The sequence below is a fragment of the Aliirhizobium cellulosilyticum genome (assembly GCF_014198105.1).
GTDB lineage: Bacteria > Pseudomonadota > Alphaproteobacteria > Rhizobiales > Rhizobiaceae > Neorhizobium > Neorhizobium cellulosilyticum.
Window position 1 is genome coordinate 1,253,651 of the sequence record NZ_JACIGW010000001.1, and the last position, 20,627, is coordinate 1,274,277.

At 58.1% G+C, this 20,627-nt stretch carries 28 protein-coding genes, 1 tRNA gene and 1 riboswitch; of the genes, 11 read left to right on the top strand and 18 right to left on the bottom strand.

Going from position 1 to position 20,627, the window contains the following annotated elements; translation table 11 throughout:
- Positions 1–18 precede the first annotated feature (18 nt).
- Positions 19–1,155 carry a glycine cleavage system aminomethyltransferase GcvT gene (gcvT, locus tag GGE33_RS05875; protein ID WP_148144857.1) on the bottom strand — a complete coding sequence of 379 codons (1,137 nt, stop codon included), beginning with the start codon at positions 1,153–1,155 and terminating at the stop codon, positions 19–21.
- A 167-nt stretch (positions 1,156–1,322) separates the two neighbouring features.
- A riboswitch (glycine riboswitch) is annotated at positions 1,323–1,411 on the bottom strand.
- Between the two features lie 225 nt (positions 1,412–1,636).
- Entirely contained in the window at positions 1,637–1,915 is a 279-nt protein-coding gene (locus GGE33_RS05880) for a hypothetical protein (RefSeq protein ID WP_148144856.1), read from the bottom strand.
- Positions 1,916–2,029: 114 nt separating this feature from the next.
- Between GGE33_RS05880 and crcB the strand changes: the two genes are divergently transcribed.
- From crcB to GGE33_RS05910, 6 genes are all read left to right on the top strand, one after another.
- Positions 2,030–2,407 carry a fluoride efflux transporter CrcB gene (crcB, locus tag GGE33_RS05885; RefSeq protein WP_183821564.1) on the top strand — a complete coding sequence of 126 codons (378 nt, stop codon included), beginning with the start codon at positions 2,030–2,032 and terminating at the stop codon, positions 2,405–2,407.
- A gap of 36 nt (positions 2,408–2,443) precedes the next feature.
- Positions 2,444–3,433, top strand: coding sequence for an RluA family pseudouridine synthase (locus tag GGE33_RS05890; RefSeq protein WP_183821565.1), 990 nt, complete (start codon positions 2,444–2,446; stop codon positions 3,431–3,433).
- Positions 3,430–4,077 carry an HAD-IA family hydrolase gene (locus GGE33_RS05895; protein WP_183821566.1) on the top strand — a complete coding sequence of 216 codons (648 nt, stop codon included), beginning with the start codon at positions 3,430–3,432 and terminating at the stop codon, positions 4,075–4,077. The genes GGE33_RS05890 and GGE33_RS05895 overlap by 4 nt, the downstream gene beginning before the upstream one ends.
- Positions 4,078–4,087: 10 nt before the next feature.
- Positions 4,088–4,879, top strand: a complete 792-nt coding sequence (locus GGE33_RS05900; protein ID WP_183821567.1) for an ATP12 family chaperone protein — start codon at positions 4,088–4,090, stop codon at positions 4,877–4,879.
- 54 nt (positions 4,880–4,933) lie between these two features.
- Positions 4,934–5,434: a hypothetical protein gene (locus tag GGE33_RS05905; protein ID WP_183821568.1), complete on the top strand. Its 501-nt coding sequence runs from the start codon at positions 4,934–4,936 to the stop codon at positions 5,432–5,434.
- A gap of 114 nt (positions 5,435–5,548) precedes the next feature.
- A complete protein-coding gene (locus tag GGE33_RS05910) occupies positions 5,549–5,941 on the top strand; it encodes a DoxX family protein (protein ID WP_183821569.1) in 393 nt (130 codons plus the stop codon).
- 63 nt (positions 5,942–6,004) lie between these two features.
- On the opposite strand, the gene fghA is transcribed toward GGE33_RS05910, so the two are convergent.
- The 11 genes from fghA to GGE33_RS05965 all read right to left on the bottom strand — a co-directional run bounded on the left by fghA (position 6,005) and on the right by GGE33_RS05965 (position 14,097).
- Positions 6,005–6,838, bottom strand: a complete 834-nt coding sequence (gene fghA, locus GGE33_RS05915; protein ID WP_183821570.1) for an S-formylglutathione hydrolase — start codon at positions 6,836–6,838, stop codon at positions 6,005–6,007.
- Between the two features lie 36 nt (positions 6,839–6,874).
- Positions 6,875–7,546, bottom strand: a complete 672-nt coding sequence (locus GGE33_RS05920; RefSeq protein WP_183821571.1) for a DUF1345 domain-containing protein — start codon at positions 7,544–7,546, stop codon at positions 6,875–6,877.
- Positions 7,547–7,566: 20 nt separating this feature from the next.
- On the bottom strand, positions 7,567–8,013 hold the full coding sequence (locus GGE33_RS05925) for a YaiI/YqxD family protein (protein ID WP_183821572.1): 447 nt from the start codon (positions 8,011–8,013) through the stop codon (positions 7,567–7,569).
- A gap of 50 nt (positions 8,014–8,063) precedes the next feature.
- A complete protein-coding gene (locus GGE33_RS05930; protein WP_183821573.1) occupies positions 8,064–8,252 on the bottom strand; it encodes a YegP family protein in 189 nt (62 codons plus the stop codon).
- A gap of 160 nt (positions 8,253–8,412) precedes the next feature.
- Positions 8,413–8,748, bottom strand: coding sequence for a hypothetical protein (locus tag GGE33_RS05935; protein WP_206825835.1), 336 nt, complete (start codon positions 8,746–8,748; stop codon positions 8,413–8,415).
- A gap of 21 nt (positions 8,749–8,769) precedes the next feature.
- Positions 8,770–9,228 (bottom strand): GNAT family N-acetyltransferase, encoded by a 459-nt coding sequence (locus GGE33_RS05940; protein ID WP_183822404.1) that lies wholly within the window; start codon positions 9,226–9,228, stop codon positions 8,770–8,772.
- Positions 9,228–10,355 carry an S-(hydroxymethyl)glutathione dehydrogenase/class III alcohol dehydrogenase gene (locus tag GGE33_RS05945; RefSeq protein WP_148144843.1) on the bottom strand — a complete coding sequence of 376 codons (1,128 nt, stop codon included), beginning with the start codon at positions 10,353–10,355 and terminating at the stop codon, positions 9,228–9,230. Before GGE33_RS05945 ends, GGE33_RS05940 begins: the two co-directional genes overlap by 1 nt.
- A gap of 143 nt (positions 10,356–10,498) precedes the next feature.
- On the bottom strand, positions 10,499–11,116 hold the full coding sequence (locus GGE33_RS05950; RefSeq protein ID WP_183821574.1) for a GNAT family N-acetyltransferase: 618 nt from the start codon (positions 11,114–11,116) through the stop codon (positions 10,499–10,501).
- A gap of 57 nt (positions 11,117–11,173) precedes the next feature.
- Positions 11,174–11,884 carry a hypothetical protein gene (locus GGE33_RS05955; protein ID WP_183821575.1) on the bottom strand — a complete coding sequence of 237 codons (711 nt, stop codon included), beginning with the start codon at positions 11,882–11,884 and terminating at the stop codon, positions 11,174–11,176.
- An 85-nt stretch (positions 11,885–11,969) separates the two neighbouring features.
- Complete coding sequence (locus tag GGE33_RS05960; RefSeq protein WP_183821576.1) at positions 11,970–12,902, bottom strand: DMT family transporter; 933 nt, start codon at positions 12,900–12,902, stop codon at positions 11,970–11,972.
- 124 nt (positions 12,903–13,026) lie between these two features.
- Complete coding sequence (locus tag GGE33_RS05965) at positions 13,027–14,097, bottom strand: hypothetical protein (protein WP_183821577.1); 1,071 nt, start codon at positions 14,095–14,097, stop codon at positions 13,027–13,029.
- 249 nt (positions 14,098–14,346) lie between these two features.
- Between GGE33_RS05965 and GGE33_RS05970 the strand changes: the two genes are divergently transcribed.
- A complete protein-coding gene (locus tag GGE33_RS05970; RefSeq protein ID WP_148144838.1) occupies positions 14,347–14,646 on the top strand; it encodes a hypothetical protein in 300 nt (99 codons plus the stop codon).
- 126 nt (positions 14,647–14,772) lie between these two features.
- On the opposite strand, the gene GGE33_RS05975 is transcribed toward GGE33_RS05970, so the two are convergent.
- Positions 14,773–14,857 (bottom strand) — tRNA-Leu (locus tag GGE33_RS05975).
- Between the two features lie 196 nt (positions 14,858–15,053).
- Here GGE33_RS05975 and lipB point away from each other — a divergent pair.
- A complete protein-coding gene (lipB, locus tag GGE33_RS05980) occupies positions 15,054–15,776 on the top strand; it encodes a lipoyl(octanoyl) transferase LipB (protein ID WP_183821578.1) in 723 nt (240 codons plus the stop codon).
- A 7-nt stretch (positions 15,777–15,783) separates the two neighbouring features.
- Entirely contained in the window at positions 15,784–16,206 is a 423-nt protein-coding gene (locus GGE33_RS05985) for an OsmC family protein (protein WP_183821579.1), read from the top strand.
- A 5-nt stretch (positions 16,207–16,211) separates the two neighbouring features.
- On the opposite strand, the gene GGE33_RS05990 is transcribed toward GGE33_RS05985, so the two are convergent.
- The 3 genes from GGE33_RS05990 to GGE33_RS06000 form a co-directional block, all read right to left on the bottom strand.
- Positions 16,212–16,709 carry a BON domain-containing protein gene (locus GGE33_RS05990; RefSeq protein WP_183821580.1) on the bottom strand — a complete coding sequence of 166 codons (498 nt, stop codon included), beginning with the start codon at positions 16,707–16,709 and terminating at the stop codon, positions 16,212–16,214.
- A 50-nt stretch (positions 16,710–16,759) separates the two neighbouring features.
- Positions 16,760–17,011, bottom strand: a complete 252-nt coding sequence (locus tag GGE33_RS05995; RefSeq protein WP_183821581.1) for a BON domain-containing protein — start codon at positions 17,009–17,011, stop codon at positions 16,760–16,762.
- A 66-nt stretch (positions 17,012–17,077) separates the two neighbouring features.
- The gene (locus GGE33_RS06000; RefSeq protein WP_183821582.1) at positions 17,078–17,569 is read right to left on the bottom strand and encodes a peptide deformylase; all 492 of its coding nucleotides are present in this window, start codon (positions 17,567–17,569) and stop codon (positions 17,078–17,080) included.
- A gap of 177 nt (positions 17,570–17,746) precedes the next feature.
- Here GGE33_RS06000 and mgtE point away from each other — a divergent pair, with 177 nt between their 5' ends.
- Both mgtE and GGE33_RS06010 read left to right on the top strand, forming a co-directional pair.
- Positions 17,747–19,162 carry a magnesium transporter gene (gene mgtE / locus GGE33_RS06005; RefSeq protein ID WP_148144832.1) on the top strand — a complete coding sequence of 472 codons (1,416 nt, stop codon included), beginning with the start codon at positions 17,747–17,749 and terminating at the stop codon, positions 19,160–19,162.
- A gap of 60 nt (positions 19,163–19,222) precedes the next feature.
- Positions 19,223–19,609, top strand: coding sequence for a MerR family transcriptional regulator (locus GGE33_RS06010; RefSeq protein ID WP_148144831.1), 387 nt, complete (start codon positions 19,223–19,225; stop codon positions 19,607–19,609).
- Positions 19,610–19,621: 12 nt separating this feature from the next.
- On the opposite strand, the gene GGE33_RS06015 is transcribed toward GGE33_RS06010, so the two are convergent.
- Positions 19,622–20,620, bottom strand: coding sequence for an acetyltransferase domain-containing protein (locus GGE33_RS06015; protein ID WP_343062254.1), 999 nt, complete (start codon positions 20,618–20,620; stop codon positions 19,622–19,624).
- Positions 20,621–20,627 lie beyond the last annotated feature (7 nt).

Sequence of the window (20,627 nt, forward strand, 5' to 3'; positions counted from 1 at the left end):
TTCTCTCCGGAGGATTTCTTAGCGTTTATAGGTGGGGGTGATGAAGGGAAGGGCGGTGACGGTCATGGGCAAGTATTTGCCGCGGACTTCCGCATAGACCTGTGTGCCAGCATCGGTGTGGCTAATCGGCAGGTAACCCATGGCAACCGGGCCTTCGACGCTCGGGCCGAATGTGCCGGATGTGACTTCGCCGAGCTCGGTCCTGCCTTCCGCATCGGCGTAGAGTTTTGCATGCGAGCGAACCGGTGCCTTGCCTTCGGGCTTCAGGCCAACGCGGCGGCGGGTCGTGCCATTGGCCAGTTCGCCGAGGATGCGTTCTGCGCCCGGAAAACCGCCTTCGCGGTCGCCGCCGGCCTTGCGGGCCTTTTGCAACGCCCATTCGAGCGAGGCTTCGATCGGGGAGGTGGTGGTGTCGATATCGTTTCCATAAAGGCACAGGCCGGCTTCGAGACGAAGACTGTCGCGCGCGCCGAGGCCGATGGCTTCGCAGTCCGGGTGTTCGAGCAGAGCCTTGGCGACTTCGACGGCATGGGCTTCGGGTACGGAAATCTCAAAGCCATCCTCGCCGGAATAACCGGAGCGGGAGATAATGCAGGGCACGTCGTGAAGCGGCACTTCGCGCACGTCCATGAACTTCATGGCCGATACGCCTGCCCAGAGTTCCGCCAGAACCGCCTGCGCTCGGGGACCCTGAAGGGCGATCAGTGCACGGTCTTCCAGAAGTGTGACGTCGCAGTCGGCGAGGTTCGCCTTCATATGGGCGACGTCCTGATCCTTGCAGGCGGCGTTGACGACAACAAGAAGATGGTCACCGCGATTGGTGATCATCAGGTCGTCGAGGATGCCACCATTTGCATCTGTGAAGAAGCCGTAACGCTGGCGGCCTTCCTTGAGGCCCAGAATGTCGACCGGGACGAGCTTTTCGAGCGCCAGCGCCGCGTCGGCATATTCGCCGGATTTCGCCTTCACGATCACCTGGCCCATATGAGACACGTCGAACAGACCGGCCTCCGCGCGGGTATGAAGGTGTTCCTTCATCACGCCGAGCGGATATTGCACCGGCATGTCATAACCGGCGAACGGCACCATTTTTGCGCCGAGCGAGATGTGCAATGCGTGGAGCGGAGTAGTGCGAAGAGCTGCTTGATCGTCCAAAAGACGTCTCCAGGTTTGGGCACGCCTGAAAACAGGTCGCACGCCGGCTCAGATTAGGACACGGGTTTGCCCATGTCGGTTTCGAGCCCCCTCTGTCCCTTTCGCCTGAGATTGTTATCCCTTCGGCGAGCCTCCGAAAATCGGCTGCTACTCTCCAGAGTTCCTGCAGTCTACCCGTGGTCCTTTTGCCTGAGAGTTTCCGGGGCGGTTGCTCCTTCGGCACCGCATTCAAGCGGCTTCTCCCTACGGGTCGCGCTCATTATCGTTGCGGCATACCTTTTGGCAAGGGCCGCATGTCGAAACCAGCACGATTTCTGTCGCATGATCTGTATGGATTGATCTGGTTCAATGACAACCTGCTCCGGCGGAGACCCGCACCGGGTTCGCTATTCGGCGATCTTGTCTGTCTGAAGGAGGCATTGGAATGTCGAAGCGGGAGTTCAGCGCGCGTGCAGCAGACTAGCCGTTCAGTTCAAAATACTCAGTCCTCGAGGTCGCGATAGGCCGCTTCGACCTGCTGCAGGGAATATTGCTGCTGCGGCTGTTTGCCGGTGGTCAGGACGTCGATGCCGACTTTTATCGCGGGGATCATGTTATCAATGGCTTCCGGATCGCTGACATTCTCCAGAGCCTTGGCGTTCCGATCAGCGTCAGCCTTGACATCGGCCACCTGGTCCTTCACGGAAACGCGGCGTGGCGTGCGGAGCGCTTCGATATTCAAAGCCGCCGTATTTGCAGAAATGGTCACGATCTGGGTCATTTGCCTCACCTTCGATCTTCCACCCTTACGAGAAGGGGTGTTCTTCGATGCTTAAGCCGAACCACTGCTTTTTAACGATGTGGGCTTTTAGTCACGCAGTCAAGGGTTGAAGTCATGACGAATATTCTATTGGCCGCATTGGGCGGGGCAATCGGTTCAGTTCTTCGTTATCTGGTGGGTGTGTTTTCTGTCCGCTGGTTCGGGCCAGGCTTTCCCTGGGGAACCCTTACTGTAAACGTGGTCGGATCCTTCATCATCGGCTTGTCAGTGGAAATGATCGCGCGCCGTTTCGACGCTTCGATGGAATTGCGCGTGTTCATCGTCACCGGAATTATCGGCGGCTTTACCACCTGGTCGTCCTTTTCTCTCGATACGATGGTCCTTTTCGAGCGCGGCGCGATCACTGCTGCCGCCGCTTATGTGATCGGCAGCCTCGTGGTTTCGTTCGCCGCCGTCTTTGCCGGGCTGGCGCTCGGGCGGGCAATGCTCTAAAGAGCGGCCCTCAAGAAGATATAAGAAAGAGCGTTGATGGCAGGCATCGAGCATATCCGCGTCGAGGCGGACGAGGCAGGCATGCGCCTCGACCGTTGGTTCAAGATTCACTATCCGGGTCTAGGTTTCGGCCCGTTGCAGAAATTGCTGCGCTCCGGTCAGGTGCGCGTCGATGGTGGTCGCGTCAAGACCGACACGCGCGTCGAGCCCGGCCAGACGGTCCGCGTGCCGCCCATGGATACGGATTCCAAGAAGGGCCCTATCGCCTCCAAGGACCTGAAGCACGCCGGCGATTACGAGCTGCTGCAGCGTATGGTTCTGCATGAAGACGACAAGGTGATTGTCCTCAACAAGCCGGCTGGCCTTGCCGTGCAGGGTGGTTCCGGCGTGACGCGCCATATCGACCAGATGCTTGAATCCTGGATCAGCCCCAAGGGTGAGAAGCCACGTCTTGTGCATCGTCTCGACCGCGATACGTCCGGCGTCCTGGTGATTGCCCGTACCCGCGGTGCCGCCCAGAAACTGACCGCAGCATTTCGCGAGCGCGATACCAAGAAGACCTACTGGTCACTGGTGAAGGGCGTGCCGCGCAAGCGCGAGGACAAGCTGTCGTCCTGGCTGGTGAAGATCCAGACACCGGATGGTGACAAGATGCGGATCGCCAAGCACGGCGAGGAGGGCGCCGATCACGCCATCTCCTATTACCGCGTGCTTGAAACCGCGGCGCAATCGCTCGCATGGCTGGAGATGGAGCCCTATACAGGCCGTACCCACCAGTTGCGCGTCCACGCGCTTTCCATGGGCCATCCGATCATCGGCGATCCGAAATATTACGACGACGATGTCAACTGGCCTTTCCCGGGTGGCATCCAGAAGAAGCTGCATCTGCACGCACGCCATATCGACATTCCACATCCGAATGGCGGTCGCCTGAAGGTTACCGCGCCGCTGCCGCCGCATATGGTTCAGAGCTGGAACCTGCTCGGCTTCGACATGGAAAATGGCGCAAGGGACGACGACGAATGAAACTGGTTCTGTTTGATTGCGACGGCACGCTGATCGATAGCGCTGGCCTGATCCATGAAACCATGCGCCGTACGTTCCTGCATTTCGGCAAGCCCGAGCCATCTTTCGAGGATACGAAATCGATCATCGGGCTGACGCTCGATATCGCGATTGCGCGAATGCAGGGCAAGCAGCATGCGGATCAGGAGGACATCGACATGATGGCCTATTACAAGTCGCTGTTTTCCGTCGTTCGCAGCGATATGGATTACCGCGAGCCGCTGTTTCCCGGCATTCTCGAACTGATGAATACGCTTCAGGGTCGTGACGAAATCATTCTCGGTGCCGTCACCGGCAAATCTCGCCGGGGGCTGGATTCTGTCAGGGAGACGCACGGCTTCAAGTTCGTCGCATCGCGCACGGCCGACGATTGCCCGTCCAAACCGCATCCGGCGATGGTGACGGAATGCTGCGACGAGACCGGCATGCGGCCGGCCGACACGCTTGTGATTGGCGATGCCATCTACGATATGCAGATGGCAAAGGCTGCCGGTGTGACCGCGATCGGTGTTTCTTGGGGTTACGCTTCCGTCACGGAACTCAAGGAGGCCGGTGCCGACGTGATCGTCAGCCACCCGAGCGAGATACTGGCCCATATCGGCTGAGGAACAAGACATGCGCGAACTTTTCCCCGATCCTTCAGAAGCGATGAGCCATCCGGACCCGACACGGCGGGCGCAGATCCAGATGCAGAAGCCGCTGCCGAAGCGTTTCTACACCGAGGTCTCGATCGTCGAAGGCGAGGGCGGGCATGCCGTGCATCTCGATGGTCGCCCGGTGAAGACGCCGGCCAAGGCCGCACTCGCCGTGCCGACGTCCCTGCTTGCGGAATTGCTGCGTGACGAATGGGCGAACCAGGTGGAGGTCATCGATCCGCGGACCATGCCGGTGACGCGCCTGATCAATACCGCCATCGATGGTGTCGCCGTCGAGGCCCAGGCCGTGTTCGAGGATATTCTCCGCTTCTCGTCCAGCGACATGCTCTGCTACCGGGCCGAAAGCCCGGAGAACCTCGTTCTTCGCCAGCAGCAACAATGGGATCCGGTCCTCGACTGGGCGGCAAACCAGCACGGCGCGTGTTTCGAACTGATCGAAGGCGTGATGCCCAGGGAGCAGCCGCGTGATGCAACTGCGGCGTTTTCCGCTGTATTGAGAAAATACGACGCACCGATCGAGCTCGCGGTTCTCCATACGGTAACAACGCTGACCGGCTCCGCCATTCTGGCGCTTGCCTTTGCCGAGGGCCACCTTGCGGCCGAGGATATCTGGAAGCTTGCCCATCTCGAAGAGGACTGGACGGCCGAGCATTGGGGCGAGGATGCGGAAGCGCAGAACCGTCGCGAAAAGCGCCACGCGGAATTTCAGGCTGCCGTGGCGGTTTTTGAGGCTCTGAAGCCTTCGGTTTAAGGCTTCACTAACCCTAAACGGGGAACATGCGGGCTCGTCATTCCGGATGCCAGCATGTTCCTGAAATCTGTCCGTATCATCGCTATTCCGCTTGCCGTGCTGATGCTGGCCGGCTTTCGCATGCCGGCGGCAGAAGAGCAGGCGGAGCGCATGCTCTATGACGTGCGAGGCGCTTTCGTGACGGCCCAGCCGGATGTTCCCCGCGATCTGATCACTGGCACCGATATTCTGGTTGATTCCGCGATCCGCGCCACATCGCGTTCGATGATGCTGCCGCGGACCATTCTGACGGTGAGGTTGTCCGATACGCGTCGATCACCTTTTCTTTTTGGCCAGCGTTATTCCGCAAGAGTTACGGTCAAGGTCATCTCGGTCGGATCGGGTGAACCGGTTGCCGAGGGCGAATTCGAGACATCGGTCATGAGCTTCGGCAAGGAGCCAGCCGACAGTCCTCTCGCGGAAAAGATTGCCACTAGAATCGCCTCGGAATTCCAGCTCGGGCGGCCGCATCGTGCCGGACTGCTTACATCCCTTGCGAGTGGCGGCACTCCATAACCGCTTGCTTAAATCGGATTTGCAACTTCTAAGGATGGTGTCGGAAAATTGATTTCTGGCAAAAATGGCCGTGAACTAACGCTGTGCCGCTTTATTCATCCGGGGAGATATCCGATGGCGCTTTTCGATCGTTTGGCAGTCTATAGAGAGCAAGGTCTCGCTGCCCTAAGAATCATGACTGGTTTACTGTTCCTTGAGCACGGGACCATGAAACTCTTTTCCTTCCCGGCAGCTCAGGGCGGTGATCATCTGTCACCGCTGATGCTGACTGCGGCACTCCTGGAATTTATCGGCGGCATCCTCATCACCGTCGGCTTCCTCACTCGTCCGGTCGCATTCATTCTTTCCGGACAGATGGCTGTCGCCTATTTCATGGCGCATGCGTCCAGAGGCTTCTGGCCTGCGCTGAACAATGGCGAGGCAGCCATCCTGTTCTCGTTCATCTTCATCTACCTGTTCTTCGCAGGCGCTGGCGCGTTTTCGGTCGATAACCGCAAGAAGATTTGACCCCGAAAACATTGAAGCCGGCGAAGTTGCCGGCTTCCTTCATCTTCGCAATTCTTGGAGAAATCAGCCAAGCCGCTCGGCATGCCAGCGCAGGTGATCGTCCATAAAGGTCGAGATGAAGTAGTAGGAATGGTCGTAACGCTCGTGCATCCTGAGCGTCAGGGCGATATCGGTGCCCTTCACTGCTTCCTCGAACAGCCATGGCCGCAGGCCGTTTTCCAGAAAGCCGTCCGCCTTGCCCTGGTCGATCAGGAATTCGGGGAAGCGTGCGCCATCGGCGACCAGCGCGCAGGCATCATACTGGCGCCACTGGGCCTTGTCTGCGCCGAGATATTTTTCATAAGCCGGTGCCGACCAGTCTGCTGTCGACGGCTCGACGATTGGCGCGAAGGCTGAGCAGCTCTTGAAGCGATCCGGACTTTTCAGCGCGATGGTCATAGCGCCGTGGCCGCCCATCGAATGGCCGAAGATACCCTGCCTTGCCATGTCGACGCGGAACTGCTCGCTGATGAGTTTCGGTAGTTCCTGCGTGATGTAGGTGTACATCTGGTAGTTTTCAGCCCAGGGCTTTTCGGTTGCATCGAGATAGAAGCCCGCGCCCTTGCCCATTTGCCAATTGGTCAGTTCGTCGGGCACGTCATTGCCGCGCGGGCTGACATCCGGGCATACGATGATCAGGCCGAGTTCCGCTGCAAGACGGCGATACTCGCCCTTTTCCATGACATTGGCATGGGTGCAGGTCAGGCCCGAAAGATACCAGAGCACCGGGCGCGGCTCTTCTATGGCCTGCGGCGGCACGAAGACCGCAAAGGTCATCTCGCATTTGCAAGCATCCGATTCATGGCTGAAAACGCCCTGCATGCCGCCAAAGGCGGTGTTTTGCGAAATGATCTTCATGGAAATGGTCCTTTCGGGCTTGCGGGGCCGGCGTCTTCAGGTCGCCAGCGAGACGACGGCATTGACTGCTGCGGCTACCAGTATCGTGTTGAAAAAGAAAGATACGACGGCATGAAGCAGGTTGATTTTGCGCATGTCGGTCGCCGTGATCGCCACATCGGAGGTCTGTGCAGTCATGCCGATGACGTAACCGAAATAAAGGAAATCCCAGGCACCCGGACGATCCGTCTGAGGGAAATCCAGTCCGCCGACCGATTTTCCGTCTTGCTTGTCACCCGGTCGCCAGTAGAGATGAGCGTAGTGCAGCGAGAACATCGTATGGATGGAGAACCATCCAAGAATGACCGCTGCAAAGCCGACTGCCACGTCCACCAGTCCCAACGGTTGTTTCTGGTTCAAGGCTTCGAAGAGCGTGACGAGTGCCACGACGGCTGCGAGCAGGGTAACGGCAAGGATGATCGGCGCGGGTTCATCGGTATTCTGGCCGCTTGCCTGCAGCCGGTCTGCATCGAGATGGCGGATTCGCAAGCCGATCAGGGTCAGATAGACCACGAAGAAGACGATCGCGGTCAGGGCTGCCGCGAGTTCAGGCAGCAGCAAGATCAGGACGGGCAGGGCAATGATTGCAGTAATTGCCGCCGCAAAGAAGGGGCCATGGCGGCGGTGGCGCCAATGCCGTTTGACTTTGCCGCCCTCGCTTCTTGCCATCCCCAATTCACCCGTATCGTTCAGCCGGCCGATTTTGCCCTGCGGCAGAGCCTGTCGAGGGTTTCCAGAAATGCCGAGCGATCCCGCGGCGAGAAGGCGGCATTGTATCCTTTGCTTTCACCCGTCTCGCGCAGATGAGCGCCGAGGTCGCGCATCGCGGTCGCCATGCCGATATTGCTCTTGTCGAACAGGCGTCCGGTCGGGCCGGTCACCAATGCACCTGCGGCAACGCACCGCCCCGCAAGCGGCACGTCTGCGGTCACCACGATGTCGCCAGTCGTGGCGCGTTCGGCGATCCAGTCATCGGCGGCATCGAAGGCTCCCGAAACGATGACGTTCTTGACCATCGGATCACGGGACGGGCGCAGGCCGGAATTGGCGACAAACGTCACCTCAAGGCCGTGGCGCTCTGCGACCTTCAGAATTTCCGGCTTCACCGGGCAGGCATCGGCATCGACATAGATCAAGGCTATTCGCTTCCTCGTAGACAGATTCAACAAAGAAGCGACTTAGCAGATCACGCCACCGCTGTCGTCTGGTCGTCGACGGTTGCGCCGGGCGCGTTTTTCTTGATGGATTCGATTGCGGCTATGGCAGAGGCCTTGGCTGCATAACCTTCTGAGGAAAACATGCTCTGGCCGTTGGAGGCCTTGAAACGGAAACGAAACTCGCCTGCCTTATCCTTGTAGACTTCGAATTTGTACATGGTTGCTTCCTCTCTCTTCTTCCCGTCATGGATGATAGATCGGGGCAAAGGAAAAGCAAGCACTGCAGATCGACTATGAGGTATATGGACGTAATCAATCCTGGCAATATCGACAGTAGTTCTGCGTCATAGGATTGCGAGCTAGTCTCAGAGCTTTGACCTAGTCCTTTTCAAACGGCGTGAAATTCAAGTCATACGCTCTTGGATTTTCATTCGGGGGCTCTTTGGCCTCCGTCGAATATGTGTATACCCGACCTGTCGTCTCGAATCCGATATGTCGACCGATTGTGATGATCATGTCGACCGCTTGCTCTGCGTCCAGCGCCCATACATTCATTCTGAAAAATGCTGGCGTACCAACTTGGATATCGAAGTCCGCATTAGTCTCGACTATTTCGCCTTCCGCCATCATCGTGAAATGCTGGAAAGGCGTTTGCAGTTTCCCGTATCTTAGCTTGAGCTTCCAATTCTTCTCAGCTTCCAAAGCGATACCCAATCAACTTTTGAAAGGGCCAAACTATCGCAATGGCCGTATCATATCCACATGCGGAATGCCGTCTTCCAGATATTCCTCGGATGTCCGTTCAAAGCCGAACGAAGCGTAGAATTTCTGCAGATGCGCCTGGGCGGAAATCTCGATCGCCTCGCCGGGATAGGCCTTTTCGCATTCGATGATCGCCTCGCGCATCAGCGCGTCACCGAGACCTTTTCCGCGGTGGTTCGGCGATACGGCCACGCGGCCGATACGGGGCAGGTGATCTGTTGTCGGTCGCCACAGACGGGCGCAGGCGAGCAGGTCTTCGCCATCGATCAGCCGCAGGTGCAGGCAGTCGGGATCGTTGCCGTCAAGCTCGGGATAGGGGCATGTCTGCTCGACGACGAAGACGTCGACGCGCATTTTCAGCATGGCGTAGAGATCGAGTGCGGAGAACTCGTCGAGCCTCCGCACATCAACCGTATATTTGGACAAGGCGATCAATAGACCACCACGCCACGGATCGATTCACCCTTGTGCATCAGGTCGAAGCCCTTGTTGATGTCTTCAAGCGGCATGGTATGGGTGATCATCGGGTCGATCTGGATCTTGCCTTCCATGTACCAGTCGACGATCTTCGGCACGTCGGTGCGACCGCGGGCGCCGCCGAAGGCCGTGCCCATCCAGTTGCGGCCGGTGACCAGCTGGAACGGACGGGTGGAGATTTCCTGGCCGGCACCGGCAACGCCGATGATGACCGACTTGCCCCAGCCGCGATGCGACGATTCCAGCGCCTGGCGCATGACCTTGGTGTTGCCGGTGCAGTCGAACGTGTAGTCGGCACCGCCGATCAGGTCACCATGACGCTTGGTCATGTTGACCAGATAAGGAACGATATCCTCGCCGACTTCCTTCGGGTTGACGAAGTGGGTCATGCCGAATTTTTCGCCCCATTCCTTGCGGTCCGGGTTGATGTCGACGCCGATGATCATGTCGGCACCGGCAAGACGCAGGCCCTGCAGCACGTTGAGGCCGATGCCGCCGAGGCCGAAGACGATCGCGGTGGAACCGATCTCGACCTTGGCGGTGTTGATGACGGCGCCGATACCGGTGGTCACGCCGCAGCCGATATAGCAGACCTTGTCGAACGGCGCGTCAGGATTGATCTTGGCAAGCGCGATCTCCGGCAGAACGGTGAAGTTCGCGAAGGTCGAGCAGCCCATATAGTGGTGGATCTTGTCCTTGCCGATCGAGAAGCGCGAGGTGCCGTCCGGCATCACGCCCTGGCCCTGGGTCGAGCGGATCGAGGTGCAGAGGTTGGTCTTGCGGCTGGTGCAGGAATAGCACTCGCGGCATTCCGGCGTGTAGAGCGGAATGACGTGATCGCCCTTCTTCAGCGAGGTGACGCCGGGGCCGACATCGACGACGATACCGGCGCCTTCATGGCCGAGAATAGCGGGAAACAGGCCTTCCGGGTCTGCGCCCGAGAGGGTGAAATCGTCGGTGTGGCAGATCCCGGTGGCCTTGATCTCGACCAGCACTTCGCCGGCCTTCGGGCCGTCGAGCTGAACCGTCATCACTTCCAGCGGTTTACCTGCCTGAACGGCTACAGCGGCGCGGACATCCATCGTGTCACTCCCTTGGTTTGAAATTTAAAAGTCTTGTTACTGAATTAGAATCTGCGCGGACTTTTGCACGCTGAAGCGATCCGGCTCAAGCCGGAACCGGACGTGGCTTGCCGCAAAAACAACAGGTGTCGATCACGCTTTGATCAGCGAGGTTCGATGATCGGAACGTGAGGGGCAAGATCGCGCGACATGCGGCCATCGAGCCGTGGATCGTCGCAGATTTCGACCATGAAGGCATAAGGCGTGAAGCCGGAGCGCTGATAGAAGGCCAGCGCCGCCGGATGATCGAAATTGCAGGTATGGACCCAGAAACGGCTGATTGGCCGCGACCATGCGTTGTCGATCGCGGCATTCATCATGATGCGGCCTGCGCCGTTGCCTATCGCTTCCGGCACGACGCCGAAGAAGGCGATCTCGCATTCGCCCTCTTCGCGGAAATCGAGCTCCAGAAGTCCCAGTCGACGTTTTCCGTCGGTCAGGACATGGATCTCGATCAGCGGATCGGTGATGATCGCTTGCAGTTCCGCATCCGGCATGACGATACGCGATACCCACAGCCAATCCTCGCCGACACGACGATACAGGTCGCGATAGTCACTGACCGAAGGTTCTGCCCAACGTTCGACCCGCAGACCGGTTTCCGGCGGCAAAGGCCGGGCGGCCGGGCGCTCGAACATTTCGAGGCAGGTGACCATGTTGGCAAGCTTTCCCGCAGGGACGGGAGAGTAGCCGAAGGGGAGCGTAGGGTTCGACGTTTGCATGCGCCCTTGGACTGTTTTGCCTGGCGCATGTCAACCGTTGCCAAGGAAAAATCAGCTTCAAGCCACGCGTTCGTTCCAGGTCGCGATGTCGTCATCGGTCAGAAGCCAGGGATGGGAGCGAAGGCTCTCTATATGGCGCTCTTCGCCTGCCACATAGTTCATCACTTCCTGCCAGCCGGGATGGTTGTCCCGATGCCTTATGACGTCGTCGATCATCGCGAGGCTGGATGCTTCCAGCGCCGAAATGAAGAGGCGACCGCCATCGACCCGGCACCGCAAGAGCCGCCAGACATAGGCCATGTCATCGGCAGTGATCCCCGCATGACGAGGTGCCGGTACGCCATAGGATAACTCCGGGGGAGCCAGAAGCTTGTGTCGCAACTGGTCGAGCGCGAAGGCCGACAGGATATCCGGACAGCTTTCTGCACGTTCGATCGCGTGAAGAAGCGTTTCGAGCTGCAACGGATGATCGATCCGGCCCTCAAGCGCCAATGCACGGATCAGCCATGCGGCTTTCGCGGCGTCCAGGCGTCCGCGAGGTGGTGCTGTGTCGACGATGAATGCCGCCAGTTGTTCGACGAAATAGCTCGGCCATTCCTCGCAATGAACCGGACACATGTCGTTCAAGGCGAGAAGCAGGAGCGCGTCGTCGTAACCACGGATTCCGTTCGTGAAGGCGTATTTTCGCAGAATCAACAGGTCATGCCTGTCAATGCGGCCCTTTCCGGCGATGACACATGCCGGAAAAGAAAAGCGTATGCCGCTCATCTCTTTCTCCGTTTCATCATGAAACTGGATATTGCTCTTAAGTTGGAGAAGTTGAGAGGCCGACAATAAGGGCAGTTAACGAAAACTAGCCAAGCGGCGGTTCGGCCGAAATCTGTCTCACCCTGACACGCTCGCGCCAGATGATGAACAGGCCGGAGGCGACGATGATGGCGATGCCGAGCCATTTCGACGCCGTCGGAAAGTCGGCAAACAGCAGGTATCCAAGCACAGTCGCCGAAATGATCTCAAAATACTGGAACGGTGCCAGAAGCGACAGCGGCGCCATGCGGAAGGCCCGGACCACCAGAAGGTGAACATAACCGGACAGGCTGCCGAGGATGATTAGCAGAACGAGCCCAAGGCCGGATGAGGGTAGGGACGCTTCGAACTCTACGGGATAGATGAAATGGCCCGCCAGCAGCCCAACAGTCATGAACAATGTTCCGCCGACGCCGGCGACGAACTGCATGGTCAGCGGTGAGTCGGCATCGCCGATCGCGCGATTGAGAAAAAGGTAGAGCGTGTAGAGAAAGGCGCAGAGGACGGGCAGTAGAGCCGTCCAGCCAAAGATCTCGTAACTTGGCTGAATGACGATCATCGCGCCGCCAAAGCCTATGGCAATGGCGAGCCACCTTCGCCAGCCGACCTTCTCGCCGAGAAACAGCGCCGACATCATCGTCAGCATGAAGGGCTCGACGAAATAGATGGCGAAAACGTCCGCCAGCGGCATGTATTTGACCGCCATGAAGAACATCAGGCTGGCTGCGGCATGCAGCGCGCCGCGCAGAAGGTTCATCCAGGGTCGCTTGCCGCCACGGATCGCGCCGGGCACAAAAAACGCGATCGGCAGCAGCGCCAGAAACTGGAAAAAGAACCGGTAGAAGGTCACCTGGCCCGGCGACATGGTCTCGAAAGTCGCCATGTATTTGGCGATCGCATCCATCATCGGCAGGACGACCATGCAGGCCGCCATGATGGCCATGCCCTTGATCGGATTTTGCGGATGAGAATCGGACATGGCAGCACTCTTAGATATTCCGGTCGCACAATTCGTTCGAAAATAGTGGCAAGTGCCGATCGTTCCGAAGCTTGTTGGCGGCCACCTTGACGATGGGAGCCGCTGACAAGGCAGTTAATATGATTCAAACCTGTTTTAGCAAACGGATGCCCGTTAGTGACTGGTACTTCATGGTCAACTCACGAATTTCCTGAGTCTTAGCAAAATGGAAAACACGGGCATTACCCAGCGCTGTATGGCGATGTCTGGGGTTCAACACCTTTGAAAAATCCATCTTGAGATAGTCCCGCATAAGAAGTTCGCTAACTTTGGCTGCACTGAGTTCGAGCAGGGTCAGCGTCGCGTGCGAATTGCGCTCGGTAGTAGGGACGATACCCAATACGTCGCTAGTCTCGGCAAGGGACTGGTTCAACCTCAGTACCTTGCTGTGACCCCGCCTGTTTTTGGTACCGATCGTGCTCAGTGGAACCGACATTTCATCGAAAAGGTTCTGGTCCATTACGCACTGACCGATCGCGAATGAACTCCCGGGGAGGTGAAGTTTTTCTTGCGGAATTGATGTCAGATCGAGAGAGACTTGCTGATGGTCATTGTCCAGCAGAGTTCGTCTTATGGTGACGTTTCGAAGATGCCGCAGGAGCAAGAATTCTGACGAAAGACTGAAGAAGGCGATGTTGTTTGTCAGCATCCCCATGACGCTCGGTCCCCACATGAACGATTTGTCGAATCCGTAGAAGAGAATTCCTTTGCCTACCTTGTCCGCGGGAAATTTTGCTATCAGCGCGATCCGGTCCGCATAGGCCATGCGATCATTGATATGGAATTTAGGGGTCAGCCTGCGGTTTGCAGGAGAGGCGCCGTTTGCCCAAAGCCACATGCCCACGCGGACCTTGTCCAGCCAGTCCAGCAGGGTGATTCCGTCTTGCTGGGTCAGAGCAACGTCGTCACGAATTTTTACATAAACGGCCTTCGCCATTGACTCCAGTTTGGAGCGCTCCTCGTTGCACTTCTTGCAGACCTTGCTCCCGATTTTCTTCAAAGGAGCATCAAACGTTCGGCCGCCCATGGATACGGGTGCTGTGCGGTTTTGTAGATCTGCTTCATCTACAAGCCATTGTGGGATGACGTGTTCGAAATTGGTTTCCTGGCCAGTAAACAGCTTACCGCAAAATATGCATTTCCGTGCCGATGGCATAATCGCTCTTCCAATATGAGTTGCAGTCTAATCCTTGAACCGCCCGCGATTTGTTCACGAGTCTGTAAATTTTTGGTTGTGCAGAGATGCGCTGGTGAGAGATGTAGGCTTTTCGCGTCTGTCGCTGTCGCTGTCGCTGTCGCCGTCGCCGTCGCGGGCAGCGTGCTTACTGCGCCGGCATATTGGTTTTATGGACTTGGCCAACATCGCCAGCATACCTATCTCCCTGTCGAAATCAGGAGATCTTCGTTGTCGGAATTCATCAGCTATCTATTCGCCATCTTTGTCGTCACACCGCTTCAGGCTGAGTTGTCGCAACGCCTGCAGGGCGTGCCTTCGCAGGAACTCGTGGAGGCGGGCAAGGCCTGCATTTCCGTCGAGGCACCGGAACTGTTGCGCTATGCGCAGGAAAACTGGGGCTGGGCTGCGGCCAATGCGATTGGCGTCAGCGCCGGCCTTGTCGACCCTATGACACTGCTTCCGCAGGGCAATGAGAACTGCCGTCTGGTGATCCAGTCACTGGCTGTCGAAGGCTCTCGCAACGCCTGATTTCGCGTCGTCTCTGTCGCAAATAGGCGAGCCGGTCGGGTGTCCCGCAATGATTCCGCTTGCGGGACGCCGCATCAGGTAACTCATTGCCAGAAAACAAAAAACCCGGCCGAAGCCGGGTTGATTTGGTGCGGTCGAGAAGACTCGAACTTCCACGGGTTGCCCCACAGCGACCTCAACGCTGCGCGTCTACCAATTCCGCCACGACCGCATCGTGGTAGGCCGAATTGCTTCGGCGAGGCAGCATCTAGCAAATGGATTCCGGCTGCACAAGTGTGCCGTGACAGTTTTTTGAAAGAAAAAACAATGTCCACAGCCGCCGCCTTTTGCGGTTGATATGAACCCCTTGTTTTGCGGGCCTCAGAGGCGCATTGCAAATTTACAATCTTCTTGTCAGAAGGCTTGTCATGCAGACACGTACCGATCTCGACCACCAGATGTTCCCTGCCGCGCACTGTCCGCCGGTGCGCTGGCGCATCTCGGACTGTCCCGTGCCCTATGAAGAAGCGCTTCAGACGATGGAGCGCGAAGTCGCCGCAATTGCCGACGGCAAGGCGGACGAACTCGTCTGGCTGCTTGAGCACCCGCCGCTTTATACGGCAGGCACCAGCGCCAACTCCGCCGATCTGATCGAGCCGAACCGATTCCCGGTTTATGATACCGGTCGCGGTGGGGAATATACCTATCATGGTCCCGGCCAGCGGGTGGCCTATGTGATGCTCGACCTCAAGCGCCGCCGTCAGGATGTACGCGCCTATGTCGCGGCACTTGAGCAGCTGGTCATCCAGACCCTAGAGTTGATGAATGTTCGCGGGGAACGACGCGAAGACCGAGTCGGCGTCTGGGTTCAGCGGCCTGAAAAGCCTCGCCTGCCGGATGGAAGCATGGCGGAAGACAAGATCGCAGCTTTCGGCATTCGCCTGCGCCGTTGGGTGAGTTTTCACGGCCTTTCATTGAATGTCGATCCGGATCTTTCGCATTTTTCCGGCATCGTGCCCTGTGGCGTGACATCCTACGGCGTGACGAGCCTTGTCGATCTCGGCATGCTTGTGCTGATGGAGGATGTGGATATTCGGCTCCGCGAGGCCTTCGAAGAGATTTTTGGGCCGACGGTCATCGAAAAGGCATAAGCAGACAATGGTCGATCTGAAAATCAAGAAGCGCCCGATCGGGGCTGTGGCAAGGGTTCAGCGAAATGGTCACCCGCAGGTGACGAGCCGAACCGGCGGCGAGATCGGTGTCGTGACCGGCGCATCCGAAGAGGGGTTCAATCCGCTCGATCTGATGTTTGCGTCGCTTTCCGCCTGCCTGGTTCTGAGCGCACGGATCGCGGCCAGCAAACTCTCCGTCCTCGACCGGTTTGACGGAGCTTCGGCTGATGTGACGGGTGAAAAGTCAGCCGAAGAACCTTATCGGATCGAGCGCTTCATCGTTGCGATCACGATCGATGGCGATTTCACCCAAGAAGAGCGCCACCAGATCGTTCATATGGCCGAAGAAATATGCACGGTCAGCAATACGCTGAAGACGCGCCCGGAAATTTCGCTTTCGGTCGGCTGACTGGTTCAGTCCTCATCTGGAATGCGGCTGTCGACGCCGGCGAGACGCAGGTGGTTGATGATCCTGCCTACACCAGCGACATTCCGGGTCGCGCCAATGATGCCATGTGAAGTCGCAGCATCATCGACCTGACCTTCTATCGTAACGTTGTTCCGATCCACGTGGATGTCGATCAGGTCCATTTCGACGATCCCCAGCGCATCGATGGCGTCGGTGACACGTTCCTCAAGGTCATCCCAGTTCTCAAGGCCTGTCGTGCCGGGCCGCAGGCTGTCACGCTGAGGTTCTTCAAGCCCGTCGAAACCCGCCTCGTCGATCAGAAAGCCGGGATTGCGGCCTGTCTCCACGTCGGGACTTGTGCTGCCATAGGCGGCATTGTCGACTGGACCGGCAGCCTGGCCGGGCTTGTCGGCATAGGGCCACCCGTCATCCAGGTTTCGGTCGTCGAAATCGCGAAAATCCTCTTCGCGGGAAATGTCGTTTATGTCTTTTTTCGGTGACATGGTGCCTCCGTGCCCTGTCTCGTTCCTGCGGCGCACCGCGGAGCTCGTTTCTAGTTCGGTAGACCTGCCCTGTTGCCGGTCAGGGTCAAATGATTCTCCACGTCGTGGACGCCATCGACCGTTTCGGCCGCGAGAATCACCTTGCGCGCCGTCATGATTGTGTCGACAGCGCCTTCCAGCACGACGGTCGTGCCCTTCACATGAGGTTCGACCGCGGATGTGTCGATATCCGGCAATGAGGCAATGCGTGCCGCAACATCACTACCGATCTTGCTGTCTTCGATCTTGGATGTTTCCGTCATGGTCTTTCTCCTCGTTCAACCATGAGCGGGTAACGCGCGAAGCCTCGCCGGGTTCGCGGGAAAATTCTATTTTTCCTTCTGCCACTTTTTCACCAGCCGCTCGCGCTTCAGTCGCGACAGCCGCTTCAGCCAGAAAATGCCATCAAGCTGATCGATCTCGTGCTGGATGCAGACCGCATGAAAATCCTTCGCCTCTTCTTCATGGGGATTGCCGGACAGATCCTGGTAACGAAACCTGACGTGGCGCGGGCGCTCCACCTCATCGGTCGCTCCCGGCATGGAAACGCTGCCTTCCATATGCCTGATTGTCTCGTCGCTCGCCCACAGGATCTCCGGGTTGACGTAATAAAGCGGTCCCTGGCTTGCAGAGAGTTCCAGCACGAAAAGGCGCTGGAATACGCCGATATGCGCGGCCGTGATGCCGACGCCGGGGGCGTCGCGCATCGTCTCCAGCAAATCCTGTGCGAGGTTCGACAGGGTCTCGTCGAAGCTTGAAACCGGCTCGCAGATCATGGAAAGGCCCGGATCGGGATAGCTCAGAATGGTGCGGACGGTCATGTCGTTTCTCTTGTTGTGACATGGCGGCAGATCTGCCACTCCATGATGAAATGCAGATAAAAAGCCGTTTCGCGGCTGTCGATAAAATTGCTTCAGTCTTTCATGCTATCTGATTGTTGACTATATGTTTTCCGTCGCTGTACCGGCAGTGGCAATCGTGCACGGCGAGGGCGGTTGATGAGTGATATCCAGAACGACACGCTCATCAGCCGGAAAGCCGGCAGCGAGGAGCATGATATCTATTCCGAAGACGGTTCTATCCGCTCGGACTTTCTGGCGCGCGTCGGCGCAGCTATTGCTGACCGCGATGTGCTTTTCCTTCGCCAGAATGTCGCGAAGCTGCATGAATCCGAACTCGGTGACCTGCTCGAATCGATCCTGCCGGACCAGCGCCTGGCGCTGGTCAAACTGCTCGGCAAGGATTTCGACCTTACGGCTCTTACCGAAGTTGACGAAGCCATCCGTATGGAGATCGTCGACCAGATGCCGAACGAGCAGATCGCGGCTGCGATCGGCGATCTCGATTCGGACGATGCCGTCTATATTCTCGAAGACCTCGACCATCAGGACCGCGAAGAAATTCTCGCGCAGTTGCCTTTTACCGAGCGGGTGCGGTTGCGGCGTGCGCTGGATTATCCCGAAAGCTCCGCCGGCCGGCGCATGCAGACCGAATTCGTCGCCGTGCCGCCGTTCTGGACCGTCGGCCAGACGATCGACTATCTGCGCGACGAGGAAAATCTGCCGGACAGCTTTTCGCAGATCTTCGTCATCGATCCGACGTTCCGGCTGCTCGGTATCATCGATCTCGACCGTATCCTGCGCTGCAATCGGCAGATCCGGATCGAAACGATCATGCGGGAAACCAACCACCCGATCCCGGCCGACATGGACCAGGAAGAGGCGGCCCAGATCTTCGAGCAGTACGACCTTCTGTCTGCCGCCGTTGTCGATGACAATGGCCGCCTCGTCGGTGTGCTGACCATCGATGACGTGGTCGATGTGATCCAGGAAGAGGCGGAAGAGGATATTCGCCGCCTTTCCGGTGTCGGCGACGAAGAACTGTCCGACTCGGTGAAGGATACCTCGCGCTCACGCGTGCCGTGGCTGATGGTCAATCTCGTCACCGCTTTCCTGTCGGCATCCGTCATCGGGCTGTTCGAGGCGACGATCGAAGAGATCGTGGCGCTCGCCATCCTGATGCCGATCGTCGCCGGCATGGGCGGCAACGCCGGCTCTCAGACAATGACGGTGACGGTTCGGGCGCTCGCCACCCGCGATCTCGACATCCATAATGCCTGGCGTGTCGTGCGCCGCGAGGCGGGCGTCGGTCTGATCAACGGCATGCTGTTCGGCACCGTCGTCGGTTCTGTGGCCGGCTGGTGGTTCGCCGATCCTCACCTCGGAATGGTGATTGCGTCGGCGATGATGATAAACATGTTTGCTGCTGCGATGGCGGGCATGATGATACCGCTGCTGCTCGACAAGGCAGGGACCGACCCGGCGGTTTCGTCCGCGGTGTTCGTGACCGCAATCACGGATATGACCGGTTTCATGAGTTTCCTCGGCCTTGCAACACTATGGTTGCTGAAATAGGCACGGTTTGACTGTTACGTAAAAGTCAATTATTTTCGCGGGTCACAGCAAGGAAGTTACGTGGACAAATATTACAGCATAACCGAACTGACCCGCGAATTCGGCGTATCGACACGCACATTGCGATTCTACGAGGACGAAGGCCTGCTTCATCCCGAACGTCGCGGCCGGACACGTCTGTTCCGGGCGGCGGATCGTCGCCTGCTTCTGGAGATATTGCGTGGACGTCGCATCGGCTTCACGATCTCCGAAATCCGCGAGATCATCCAGGTTTACCGTGAACCTCCCGGCGAAATGGGCCAGCTCAAGCTGTTGATGAAACGCGTCGATGAGAAGCGTGACGAATTGCGCCAGAAGCGCAAGGATATCGACGAAACGCTGGCCGAACTCGACAATGTCGAAGAAGCCTGCCTTACGCGTCTCGCCGAAATCGGCGTCGGCACCTGAGGCTTTATTGCCTCAGGGCTGCTGCGCGTCGATCGAGCATTCCTGCGCCATGATCTGAACCCGGTTATCCTGCGCGTTGATCGTGCCGTTCTGCAGCGGTGTCATCAACTGTTCCGCGATCAACTTGTCGGCTGTGCAGCCGCAAAAACGCTGGCAGAGAGCGGGATCGCCCGTCTCTCGCAGGCAGCTAGGCTGGCAGCTGTTCATATAGACGAGCCGCGGATCAGGGGCCGGAGCCGGCGAAACAAGCGAGAAGAGATAGACGAGCGCAAGCAGGATCGGCTGGTGGACCAGATAGACGATCAGGCTGTGGCGGCCGGCCTTTGCAAGCATCGTATCGGTGGACTGCAGTTTTGCCAGTCGTCCGGTCCAGCCGCGGACAATGGCGAGCCGGGTAACTGCGATGCCCATCAGAAGCGCCGCCAGCCAAGGGAATAGCGGCACGTAATCGTTCGAGCGCGGCGGGAAATCGGCAAAGCCGATCCAGGCCAGCCAGCGCGTTTCAAACAGCGATGACTGCAGCATGCCGGGCATGACAACGGCATCGACAATCATGGCGGCGACGATCACGACCGGTACCGCGAAAGCGATGGCGAGTGGCAATTGCAGGAAGGCCAGGCCGATCAGGCTCGACAGGGCGATATTGTGCAATATGCCGAAAAAGATCCATTCCTGCGGGAAGATGAAGAACGTGGCGATGCTGATCGCGATGGCCGCGCCTGCCACGATGGTGAGGCGTTTCCAGAAGGAAGGCCAGCGTATGTCGCGACCATGCGCCAGAACCAGGCTCACACCGGCGAGAAACAGGAACGAGCTGGCAATCGCGCGGGCATAGAGCCGGAAGAACCCCTGGGTTGCCGTGCCGGGATCGACATAGCCGAAGAACTCGATGTCCCATGTGAAGTGATAGGTCGCCATTGCGATCAGCGCTATGCCGCGAAGCGTATCGATCAGCAGGATACGAGGCGCTCGCTCGCTTGTCGGCTGCGGTGGGGTGTCTGCTGCAGTCACTCTTCTC

Coding starts and splice junctions, on each gene's coding strand:
- GGE33_RS05880 (WP_148144856.1), bottom strand. CDS start 1,915: ATGACCCAGATCGTGACCATTTCTGCAAATACGGCGGCTTTGAATATC.
- lipB (WP_183821578.1), top strand. CDS start 15,054: ATGCAGACACGTACCGATCTCGACCACCAGATGTTCCCTGCCGCGCAC.
- GGE33_RS06000 (WP_183821582.1), bottom strand. CDS start 17,569: ATGACCGTCCGCACCATTCTGAGCTATCCCGATCCGGGCCTTTCCATG.
- GGE33_RS05910 (WP_183821569.1), top strand. CDS start 5,549: ATGGCGCTTTTCGATCGTTTGGCAGTCTATAGAGAGCAAGGTCTCGCT.
- GGE33_RS05965 (WP_183821577.1), bottom strand. CDS start 14,097: ATGCCATCGGCACGGAAATGCATATTTTGCGGTAAGCTGTTTACTGGC.
- GGE33_RS05945 (WP_148144843.1), bottom strand. CDS start 10,355: ATGGATGTCCGCGCCGCTGTAGCCGTTCAGGCAGGTAAACCGCTGGAA.
- GGE33_RS05930 (WP_183821573.1), bottom strand. CDS start 8,252: ATGTACAAATTCGAAGTCTACAAGGATAAGGCAGGCGAGTTTCGTTTC.
- GGE33_RS05950 (WP_183821574.1), bottom strand. CDS start 11,116: ATGCAAACGTCGAACCCTACGCTCCCCTTCGGCTACTCTCCCGTCCCT.
- GGE33_RS05890 (WP_183821565.1), top strand. CDS start 2,444: ATGGCAGGCATCGAGCATATCCGCGTCGAGGCGGACGAGGCAGGCATG.
- crcB (WP_183821564.1), top strand. CDS start 2,030: ATGACGAATATTCTATTGGCCGCATTGGGCGGGGCAATCGGTTCAGTT.
- GGE33_RS05955 (WP_183821575.1), bottom strand. CDS start 11,884: ATGAGCGGCATACGCTTTTCTTTTCCGGCATGTGTCATCGCCGGAAAG.
- fghA (WP_183821570.1), bottom strand. CDS start 6,838: ATGAAGATCATTTCGCAAAACACCGCCTTTGGCGGCATGCAGGGCGTT.
- mgtE (WP_148144832.1), top strand. CDS start 17,747: ATGAGTGATATCCAGAACGACACGCTCATCAGCCGGAAAGCCGGCAGC.
- GGE33_RS05920 (WP_183821571.1), bottom strand. CDS start 7,546: ATGGCAAGAAGCGAGGGCGGCAAAGTCAAACGGCATTGGCGCCACCGC.
- GGE33_RS05985 (WP_183821579.1), top strand. CDS start 15,784: ATGGTCGATCTGAAAATCAAGAAGCGCCCGATCGGGGCTGTGGCAAGG.
- GGE33_RS05960 (WP_183821576.1), bottom strand. CDS start 12,902: ATGTCCGATTCTCATCCGCAAAATCCGATCAAGGGCATGGCCATCATG.
- GGE33_RS05905 (WP_183821568.1), top strand. CDS start 4,934: ATGTTCCTGAAATCTGTCCGTATCATCGCTATTCCGCTTGCCGTGCTG.
- GGE33_RS05995 (WP_183821581.1), bottom strand. CDS start 17,011: ATGACGGAAACATCCAAGATCGAAGACAGCAAGATCGGTAGTGATGTT.
- GGE33_RS05990 (WP_183821580.1), bottom strand. CDS start 16,709: ATGTCACCGAAAAAAGACATAAACGACATTTCCCGCGAAGAGGATTTT.
- GGE33_RS05895 (WP_183821566.1), top strand. CDS start 3,430: ATGAAACTGGTTCTGTTTGATTGCGACGGCACGCTGATCGATAGCGCT.
- GGE33_RS05900 (WP_183821567.1), top strand. CDS start 4,088: ATGCGCGAACTTTTCCCCGATCCTTCAGAAGCGATGAGCCATCCGGAC.